10 protein-coding genes are annotated in these 9,094 nt (G+C 71.3%); 5 read left to right on the top strand and 5 right to left on the bottom strand.

What is annotated here, in order from left to right; genetic code table 11:
• Positions 1-283: nitroreductase family deazaflavin-dependent oxidoreductase (locus VMD50_RS06195; RefSeq protein ID WP_325425896.1), on the bottom strand; the 283-nt coding region annotated here is incomplete at its 3' end.
• A gap of 79 nt (positions 284-362) precedes the next feature.
• Here VMD50_RS06195 and VMD50_RS06190 point away from each other — a divergent pair.
• Positions 363-1,763, top strand: coding sequence for an MFS transporter (locus VMD50_RS06190; RefSeq protein ID WP_325425894.1), 1,401 nt, complete (start codon positions 363-365; stop codon positions 1,761-1,763).
• A 115-nt stretch (positions 1,764-1,878) separates the two neighbouring features.
• Here the strand turns inward: VMD50_RS06190 and VMD50_RS06185 are convergent, their stop codons facing one another.
• Together VMD50_RS06185 and VMD50_RS06180 are read right to left on the bottom strand one after the other, a co-directional pair.
• Positions 1,879-2,283: a type II toxin-antitoxin system VapC family toxin gene (locus tag VMD50_RS06185; protein WP_325425892.1), complete on the bottom strand. Its 405-nt coding sequence runs from the start codon at positions 2,281-2,283 to the stop codon at positions 1,879-1,881.
• On the bottom strand, positions 2,280-2,513 hold the full coding sequence (locus VMD50_RS06180) for a FitA-like ribbon-helix-helix domain-containing protein (RefSeq protein ID WP_325425890.1): 234 nt from the start codon (positions 2,511-2,513) through the stop codon (positions 2,280-2,282). The genes VMD50_RS06185 and VMD50_RS06180 overlap by 4 nt, the downstream gene beginning before the upstream one ends.
• A gap of 118 nt (positions 2,514-2,631) precedes the next feature.
• Here VMD50_RS06180 and VMD50_RS06175 point away from each other — a divergent pair, with 118 nt between their 5' ends.
• Both VMD50_RS06175 and VMD50_RS06170 read left to right on the top strand, forming a co-directional pair.
• Positions 2,632-3,342: a response regulator transcription factor gene (locus tag VMD50_RS06175; RefSeq protein WP_325425888.1), complete on the top strand. Its 711-nt coding sequence runs from the start codon at positions 2,632-2,634 to the stop codon at positions 3,340-3,342.
• Positions 3,339-4,829 (top strand): HAMP domain-containing sensor histidine kinase, encoded by a 1,491-nt coding sequence (locus VMD50_RS06170; RefSeq protein ID WP_325425886.1) that lies wholly within the window; start codon positions 3,339-3,341, stop codon positions 4,827-4,829. Before VMD50_RS06175 ends, VMD50_RS06170 begins: the two co-directional genes overlap by 4 nt.
• Positions 4,830-4,836: 7 nt before the next feature.
• Here VMD50_RS06170 and VMD50_RS06165 read toward each other — a convergent pair whose 3' ends face one another.
• Positions 4,837-5,310, bottom strand: coding sequence for a hypothetical protein (locus VMD50_RS06165; protein ID WP_325425884.1), 474 nt, complete (start codon positions 5,308-5,310; stop codon positions 4,837-4,839).
• Between the two features lie 560 nt (positions 5,311-5,870).
• Between VMD50_RS06165 and VMD50_RS06160 the strand changes: the two genes are divergently transcribed.
• Positions 5,871-7,358, top strand: coding sequence for a PE family protein (locus VMD50_RS06160; RefSeq protein ID WP_414686010.1), 1,488 nt, complete (start codon positions 5,871-5,873; stop codon positions 7,356-7,358).
• A 14-nt stretch (positions 7,359-7,372) separates the two neighbouring features.
• Here VMD50_RS06160 and VMD50_RS06155 read toward each other — a convergent pair whose 3' ends face one another.
• The gene (locus tag VMD50_RS06155; protein ID WP_325425882.1) at positions 7,373-8,125 is read right to left on the bottom strand and encodes a TVP38/TMEM64 family protein; all 753 of its coding nucleotides are present in this window, start codon (positions 8,123-8,125) and stop codon (positions 7,373-7,375) included.
• A 178-nt stretch (positions 8,126-8,303) separates the two neighbouring features.
• Between VMD50_RS06155 and VMD50_RS06150 the strand changes: the two genes are divergently transcribed.
• Positions 8,304-9,094 (top strand): methylmalonyl-CoA mutase family protein (locus VMD50_RS06150; protein ID WP_325425880.1); only part of this gene is annotated, 791 nt, incomplete at its 3' end.

Raw genomic sequence — 9,094 nt, 5'->3', positions numbered from 1 at the left:
GGACCCGCGGGTTGGCCTCAATGTTGCGGAACCACTGGGCTTTTCGGCCGAAACCCGACGCGACGACGTAGACGTCGGGCGCGGGGTGATCGACGACTTCCAGGACGGCGTAGCGCGGGGCGCCGGACTTGCGGCCGCTGTATTCGAGCATCAGGATGCGCGAGCCGAACAGCGCCCCCGCGCGGGCCTTGAAGATACAGATCGGCGCGCGCACCAGCCGGCGGGAACGCAGCAGCCGTGCGCCGATCGCGGTGAGAATCGATGCATTTGCAGTCCGCCCCATGACTGTGATTGTCCTCCGCATGACGGGGGCGTCACACAGTCGCATAGTTGCGCAACGTTGGGGGTAAGTAATTTACCCAATGAGTCGAAAAGCGGGCGACGCAACGCATCGGTCGATCCAGGGCACCGCGATCGGCAACTTCATGGAGGCCTACGACTTCACCCTGTTCAGCCTCGTCGCCACCATCCTGGCGCAAAAGTTCTATCCCGGAGAAAACTCCGGCGCGGGCAACCTCATCGCCACCTTCGGCACGATGACGGCCGGCTTTGTCGTGCGGCCGCTGGGCGGCGTCATCTTCGGCCCGCTCGGCGACCGCATCGGGCGCAAGCCCGTGCTGGTGGTGACGATCTCGCTGATGGCGGTGTGCGCGTCCGCGACCGGCGTGTTGCCGGTCTACCACACCATCGGGGTCTGGGCGCCGATCCTGCTCACGGTCGTTCGCGTCTGCCAGGGCTTGTCCTCGGGCGGGGAGTACGCGGGCGCCATGACCTTCATCGCCGAACACGCCCCAGATCACAAGCGGGGAACGCTCGCCGGTTTCCTGCCGGTCGGCACGCTGGGTGGCTTCGTGGTGGGTGCCGCCCTGGTGACGGGGCTGCAGACCGCGCTACCGAGCGGCGACATGCTGGCCTGGGGCTGGCGCGTCCCGTTCCTGCTGGCCGCCCCCCTCGGGCTGATCGCGGTCTACCTGCGTTCGCGGATCGACGAAACCCCCGATTACGAGGAGATGCACGCGCGCCAGCAGCAGACGTCCGCTCGGAACCAATTCACCCAGACGGTCGTGCGGCAGTGGAAGGCGCTGCTGATCTGCATCGGTCTGGAGTTGGCGATCAGCGACACCAGCTACTTGGTCAGCGGGTACGTGCCGACCTACCTGAAGAAGACCGTGGGCGTGCCCGACAACCCGGCGTTGGTGATGGTCCTGGTAGTGCTGGCGGTCTTGATGATCGGTGTCCTGTTGGTCGCGATGCTGTCGGACCGCATCGGCGTCAAACCGCTGATGTGGACCGGGTGCGGGCTGCTCGTCGCGGTCTCCCTACCGGCGTTTTCGTTGATGCGCTTCGGTGGGGCGTATCCGACGAAGTTCGGCGGTGTGCTGCTCGTCGGCCTGCCCATGCTCTTCTTGAGCAGCCTCGAGCCGGCGATTCTGCCCGCGCTGTTTCCCACCAACGTGCGCTATGGCGCGGTGTCGATCGGATTCAACATCGCGGTGTCGGCCTTCGGCGGCACCACCCCGCTGATCGCCGAGACCCTGGTTGCCGGCACAGGCAACCCGATGATGCCGGCGTACATGCTGATGTTCGCCGGGGTGGTCGGCGCCGTCACCCTGGTCTTCGCCCCGGAGGTGGCCGGCAAGCCGTTGCTGGGGTCCGGGCCGTCGGTGGACCTGGTCGGAACTCAGCGCGGGAGCGCCGGCGGCACGGGTATGCCGCCCGGCGTGGGTGCCGGCGTGGTGCCCGACACCGGGGGAGCCAGATAGACGCAACCCGGTATCAACCCACCAGTCCGAGCGCGATCACCACGGTGGTGGAGTGGCGCCCGGCGCAATGTTGGTGCCGCGCGACGTCATGCGGTTCCCGAGTCGTCGGTGTCGATTACTGACCGGGGACGGACACTGAGCAGGTAATGCCCGGCGCGCGCGGGATCCGCTGGTCCAGCGTCACCAATGGCGCAGCCAGGATCTCGGCGAGCGCGACGTAGGCGGCGTCGTAGCTCGACAGATTGCCCCGCAGCTCCCAGGCACGTGCCGCCAGCGGGTCGTAGGGCCATAGTTCTATAGACAGGTCAAGCAAATCGGCCTGGGCTTGAGCGGCCTGGTCAGCGCTGACCGCTCCGCTGAGCTCTGCGCGCCGGATGACGTTCGCGCATTCGTAAGGCAACAGCGTCGGTGCGAAAAGTTCGGCGTCCGCCAGACGCGCCGTTGCCCATTGACCGTCGCCGCCGGAATCCAGCAAGACGGCTACGACCGCCGATGCGTCGCAGACGACCCGCTCGGTCACCGGCGCTCGGCGTCTTTCGCGGCGAGGATGGCCGGCGCGTCGAAGCGCGCTTTTGTCGCGTTGACCCGGGCGCGGGCACGGGCGATGACGTCTTGCGGCGCCGGCTTGTCCGCCGTGGCGACGAGCAGGACGCGCAGGTATTCCTGCAGCGACTGCCCCGACCGGGCGGCGCGCGCGGCCAGTTCGTCGCGCACCTCGTCCGGGATGCCGCGGATCGTGATGGCCACCATGGCTGCAGAATAGCAGCAATGCAGCTAATTTGCAGATCGCTGCTGGGTCAATGTGAAGCGAACCTGAAGAAAGCGGCTCGTCGGGCCGGCCGCGGAAGCCGAGCGCTCACAATGGGGCATGGCGAGTTCCCCGCGCGCAGGTAGGCGCCCGACCGCCGGCACACCGCGGGTGCTGGTGGTCGAGGATTCCGAGACCATCCGCGAAATGGTCGGCGAGGCGCTGACCGACGCCGGCTATCACGCCGACGCCCGTCGTGACGGCGACGGTTTGGAGGAGACACTCGACGGACTGCGACCGGACGTGGTGGTGCTCGACGTGATGCTGCCGGGGCGCGACGGGTTCGAGCTCATCGACGTCGTCCGGAACTGGGGCGATGCCGGCATCGTGCTGATCACCGCCCGCGACGCCCTAACCGACCGGCTGCGCGGCCTCGACGGCGGCGCCGACGACTACGTCGTCAAACCGTTCGAGCTGGCCGAACTGGTGTCGCGGGTCGGCGCGGTGCTGCGCCGGCGGGGACGGCTGCCGCGGGCGCTGCAGGTGGGCGACCTGATGCTGGACGTCGACGCGGGCGTCGCGGTGCGCGCGGGCCACGAGCTGGACCTGACCGCCACCGAGCTGCGGCTGCTGCACTTCTTGGTCGAGCAGCGCAGCCGGATCGTGAGCGCCGGTCAGATCCTGAACGCGGTGTGGGGCTACGACGCCTACGACCCCAACCTGGTGCAGGTGCATATCAGCGGGCTGCGGCGCAAGCTCGAGGCCCACGGGCCGCGGATCGTGCACACCGTCCGCGGAATCGGCTACCGCATGCAGGCCCGCCGGTCATGACGGCCGCAGCCGACCCCGCGACGCCGACGCCGTCGCTGCAGCGGCGGGTCGTCGTCGTCGTCATCGGACTGCTCGCGGTCTTGTTGGTGGTGCTCGGAATCGTCATCGACGTCGGCCTGCGGGCCCAGGCTCGTCGCAACCTCAACGATCGGCTTTTGGCGGCCACGTCGCGCGCGGACGCGCTGGCGCTCGCACACACCCCGCCTCAGCAAATCGCGGCCCAACTCAACGGCGGCATCGTGCGCGCGCGCGTGGTCACCGCCGACGGCGCGGCCTACGGCGACCCCGCGATCAGCCCCGACGCCACCGTCGGCGCGTTCGTTCCGCCGCTTGGGCCACCACCGCCGCCGCCGAGCTACCCGCCGTTCGGCCCCCCGCCGCCGGCCTTCCCGCCCCCGCCACCGGGCGAACCGCCCGCGCCACCGGATGCCAGCGCCACCGAGCTGGTGCATCCCCTGCCCGACGGGTCCCGGCTGATCCTGGTGGCCGACACCACGCAGACCACCCAGGTGACCCGTCAGCTGCGTCAGCTGATGATCGGTGCGGGTGTGGTCACGCTGCTGGTGGCGGCGCTGCTATTGATCGCGGTCAGCCGGGTCGCGCTGCGGCCGTTGGACCGGCTCACCGCGGTGGCCACCGACATCGCGACCGGTGATCGCGGCCGGCGACTGCGGCCAAAGCGCACCGATACCGAACTCGGCCGCGCGGCCGGCGCCTTCGACGGAATGCTCGAGGCGCTGGAGGCCTCCGAGCGGCGGGCCCAGCAGGCGGCCGAGGACGCCCGGCGCGCCGAGGCGGCCACCCGGCGATTTCTCGTCGACGCCGCCCACGAGCTGCGCACCCCGATCGCCGGCATTCAGGTCGCCGCCGAACAACTTGCCGGCAACGCCGCGCAGTACCAGGGCGACGAGGCGCGCGCTCAACACCGCCGCGCCAGCCTGTTGCTGTCCGACGCCCGCCGCGCCGGACGCCTCGTCGGCGACATGCTGGATCTGAGTCGCATCGACGCCGGGCTGCCGCTGGATCTGCACGACGACGTCGACCTCGCCGCCCTGGTCGACGCCGAGGCCGACCGGGCGGCCATGCTGGCGCCACGGGTCACTGTGGAACGGACCGGCCTGGCCGAGCTCGAGGTCCGGGCGGACCCGACCCGGCTGGCGCAGATTCTGACCAACCTGTTCGACAACGCCCGCAGGTACACCCCCGCGGGGGGCGCTATCACCATCGACCTGGCCACGAGCGACCACATCGCCGAGGTGACCGTGACCGACACCGGCCCGGGCGTTCCCGACGACGAGCGAGACCGCATCTTCGAGGGGCTGGTGCGCCTGGACGAGGGGCGCGCCCGCGACCACGGCGGCGCCGGGCTCGGCCTACCGATCGCCCGCGCGCTGGCGCGCGCCCACGGCGGGGAGCTGACGTGCCTTCCCCGCGAGGGCGGGGCGCAGTTCCGGCTCACCTTGCCCGTCGACGCGCCCAGCGCGTAGCCGGCCCCTAGAATCCCGGCGGTGGCGGAGCCCCGGGCGGGTGCGGCCCAAACGGTCCGCCGGGTGCACCCGGTCCGGGCGGCGCGCCGAACGGCCCGCCCGGACCACCCGGTCCCGGCGGCGGCGGCCCGGGTTGTCCGGGCGCCGGTGGCGGAGGCGGGGGCTCGGCGGTGGCCACCGCGGTACCGAAGGCCGCCGCGGTAACCGCGAGGGCGCCCGCGAGCAAAGAGCCGGCGATCGCTTGCTTTGTCTTCATTGACCATTTCTCCTGTTCGCTTGTCATCGGTTTGGCGGTGGCGTCGGCGTGCCGGAAGGGGCGGGGATGCCGGGCTGCGGCGCCTGGCCCGGTGGGGGCGGCGAGCCCCAGGCGCCCGGCGGGGGCGGCGGCGGGTGCCCGGCGAACGGCGGCGGTGGCGGAGGACCCCAGGCGCCCGCCGGCGGTGGCGGCGGAAAACCAAAGCCCGGCGGCGGAGGTGCCCATAGGCCGATCAAGGTGGCAGCCCCGAAGGCCCCGACGGCGAGACCGGCCAACCCGCTGCCGATCGCGACGCCGACGGGGTGCCGGTGTACGACCGACGATCGGGGCGCGGCCGGGGCGGGTGTCGCAGGAGAAGGTGGAGTTGCGGGCTCTGTGCGGTAAGTCGGTCCCTCGGCGGTCACTGTGCCTCCTTGTCGCGGTGTGTGATGCCGGCGACGGTAGGAAGCCGATCTGAAGTCAAGCTGAAGAGCGGCGCTCGAGGCGCAGATCTTCAGGTCGGCTTCAGAAACGCCGGGAGACAGCTGCTGCAAGACGCGAGGAGATGGATAGGCCTGACGATCCAAATCACCTGCGGCAGTTGCTAATTGAACTCGCGCGGTCGTGCGTCTCAACTTCACGCGGTGTCAATTCGACGATGCGCGTTGTGCTGTGGCCGTGGCGGCGAAGCGGCGGGCTGAAAACGCAAATGGGCGTTCTCGGTTAGCGGTACGCTGATTGCCTCCCTAGCGTTCGACAGCGCCCCCGGTGCTTGCAGCGCAGTCCCCGAGTACGGGAGGTGCGGGATGTCGTTTGTTATGGCTACGCCCGAGTTGATGTCGGCGGCCGCAACAGACTTGGCGAATATCGGTTCCACACTGACGACGGCCAACGCGACCGCGGCGGCCACGACGACGGAAGTGCTCACCGCGGGCGCCGATGAGGTCTCGGCCGCAGTGTCGGCACTCTTCAGCGCCCACGGACATGCCTATCAGGCGGTCAGCGCCCAGGCGGCGGCGTTTCACGCCCAGTTCGTACAGGCCCTCAACGCGGGCGGCGGCGCGTACGCGGCCGCCGAGGCGGCCAACGTATCTGCCTCGTCAGTCATCGAGCAGGACTTGCTCGCCATCATCAATGCGCCCACCCTGGCGCTGTTCTCGCGTCCGCTGATCGGCAACGGCGCCAACGGGGCACCTGGGACGGGCGCACCGGGCGGAGCGGGCGGGTTCTTGATCGGCGACGGCGGCAACGGTGGTTCCGGCGAGCTCATCGGCGGCACCGGTGGGGCCGGTGGGCCGGCCGGGCTGTTCGGCCACGGCGGCACCGGCGGTGCTGGGGCGGCCGGTGGCGGGACCGGCGGGGTAGGTGGCGCCGGCGGACTGCTGGGCGGCTTCGGCGGCAACGGCGGTGCGGGCGGGACCGGTGGTGGAGCCGGCGGGAACGGGGGCGCAGGCGGGCTGTTTTCTCCCGGTGGCATTGGCGGGGCCGGCGGATCCACCAACGCGGCCGGGACAAATGGTGGAGCCGGTGGGGCCGGTGGTATCGGCGGGTTGTTCGCCCCGGGCGGTGCCGGGGGCGCGGGCGGGCCCGGTCTGGGCGGCGCCCTGTCTAACGGCGGCGCGGGTGGGGCCGGTGGTATCGGCGGGTTGTTCGCCTCCGGCGGCGTCGGCGGGAGCGGCGGGTTAGGCGACGCCACCGGAGGCGCCGGCGGCCCGGGCGGTCTCGGCGGGTTGTTCGCCTCCGGAGGCGCCGGCGGGACCGGCGGGTTCGGTGACGTCACCGGGGGTGCCGGCGGGGCCGGGGGCACTGCCGGCCCCTTCTCGGCTTCCGGCGGCGCCGGTGGGACCGGTGGGTTCGGCCAGACCACCGGTGGTGCTGGTGGACCCGGCGGCGACGCCGGTCTACTGGTCGGCTCCGGCGGTTCCGGCGGGGCCGGCGGGGATAGCCCCAGCGGCAACGGCGGGGCCGGCGGGTCCGGCGGCAACGCCGGCCTGGTGATGGGCTCCGGCGGTGTCGGTGGCACCGGCGGGAATGTCACCAGCGGCACCGGTCATGGCGGTGCCGGCGGTTCGGGCGGCAAGGCCGGGTTAATCGGGAACGGCGGTAGCGGCGGCGACGGCGGTACCGGAGCTCCATTCGTGGGCGGCGGGTTTGGCGGTGACGGCGGTAAAGGCGGCGATGCCGTGCTGATCGGCGATGGTGGTAATGGCGGCAGCGGCGGACCAGCGCTGACGTTCGGAAAGAACGGTGCCGGCGGCGCCGGCGGGCAACTGCTCGGCGCGGATGGACTGTAAGCCGCTGTCCCGGGTCAGCTGATGGCGACTGACTCCTGCTGAGGCAACACCTTGCGGTGGTGGTGCCGCCGGTAGTGGCGGATCTCGAACACCAGCCCGGTCACCCCGAGGCTGGCTGTGCACAGCGACACCAGGAGCAGCAGCGGGCTCGGGTGCCCGGCGAGGGCGTCGCCGAGGATCACCACGGCCGCGGTGCCGGGCAGCAGGCCGCCCACCGTGGCCAACGTGTAGGGCAGCAGCCGCACGGTCGACGCGCCGGCGGCGTAGTTGATCGCCGAAAACGGCACGGCGGGTATCAATCGCAGCGACAGGATCGCCAGCCAGCCCCGCTTGCTCAAGCGCTCGTCCACGGTGTCGATCGATCGGTGGCGAACCAGGCGGTTGAGCTGCCACCCCGCCGCGCGCACCAGGAGCATCGCGAGCACCGCGCTGGCGGTGCTGGCGACCACCGCGATCGGCACGCCCAGCACCGGGCCGAACAGCAGCCCGGCGGCCAGGGTGAACGCCGTGCGGGGGAGCGGCACCACCGTGGCCAGCACGTGCGTGCCCAGGAACGCCAACGGGAACCAGGGGCCCACCGATTCCGCCCAGTCCCGCATCTGCACCGGCGTCGGCAGGGGAAGCCAGGTCGCCGCCGCGATCAGGACTGTGATACCGACCACTATCGCGAGTGCGCGCGGACGGGCCAGCTGACGCCGCGCCGCGGCCATCGCGGCGCGGAGATCACGCAGGGTGCGGGTGATTTTGCAGGTGGCGGAAGCCGTCACGCCTGTCAAGGGTACGGGCCGGAATTGAATAATCCGTTTACCGAGCCTGGCGTTTCACGGGCGTCCCGAGGCCCCAGCCCCGATGGCCGCCCCGCGCGGTTTTTAGCGCGGAGCCCCGATCAATTAGCCTCATTAGTACGTGACAGAGCCCCATTTGCTGGGAAAAAGGGAGCAGTCGGTGTCCATTGACGTACCCGAGCTCGCCGGCCTAGAACAGGTTCGCGGGCGTTGGCGCACTGCGGTCGCCGGTGTGCTGTCCAAGAGCACCCGCAAGGATCCCGGGCAGTTGGGCGACGAGCCGGAGCGGCTGCTGGAAACCCCGACGTATGACGGGATCGCCATCCGGGCGCTCTACACCGCGCTCGACGAGCTGCCCGAACCGCCGCTGCCCGGCGAGTGGCCCTACGTGCGTGGCGGCGACGCGCTGCGCGACGTCAACGCGGGCTGGAAGGTGGCCGAGGCGTTTCCGGTCCCAGGCGCTGCCGACAACGCCGCGGTGCTGGCCGCCCTCGCCGACGGGGTCAGCGCCCTTCGGATCCGGGTGGGGGAGTCCGGGGTGGCGCCCGGGGAACTCACGCAACTGCTCTCGGGCGTCTACCTCGACCTGGTGCCCGTGATCCTCGACGCGGGCGCCGACTACCCCGAGGCCTGCGATGCCCTGCTGGCGCTGGTCGACCCACTTGGGCCGGAACAGCGCAAGGCCCTGTCCGTCGACCTGGGCGCCGACCCGCTGACCGCGACGCTGAGCGGCCGGGCGTCGGCGTCGACGGAGCAGGTGGTCGCGGTGGCCAGGCGCGTGGCCGGGAGCCGCGGTGTGCGGGCGATCACCGTCGACGGTCCCGCCTTCCACAACCTGGGCGCCAACGCCACGTGGGAGCTGGCCGGCGGCGTCGCGGCCGCGGTGGCCTACCTGCGGTTGCTCACCGACGCCGGGATGCCCGTCGCACAAGCGTTGCGGCAGATCAGCTT

The organism is Mycobacterium sp. (assembly GCF_035506235.1).
Taxonomy (GTDB): domain Bacteria; phylum Actinomycetota; class Actinomycetes; order Mycobacteriales; family Mycobacteriaceae; genus Mycobacterium.
This window is presented reverse-complemented; position numbering and strand designations above follow the sequence as displayed.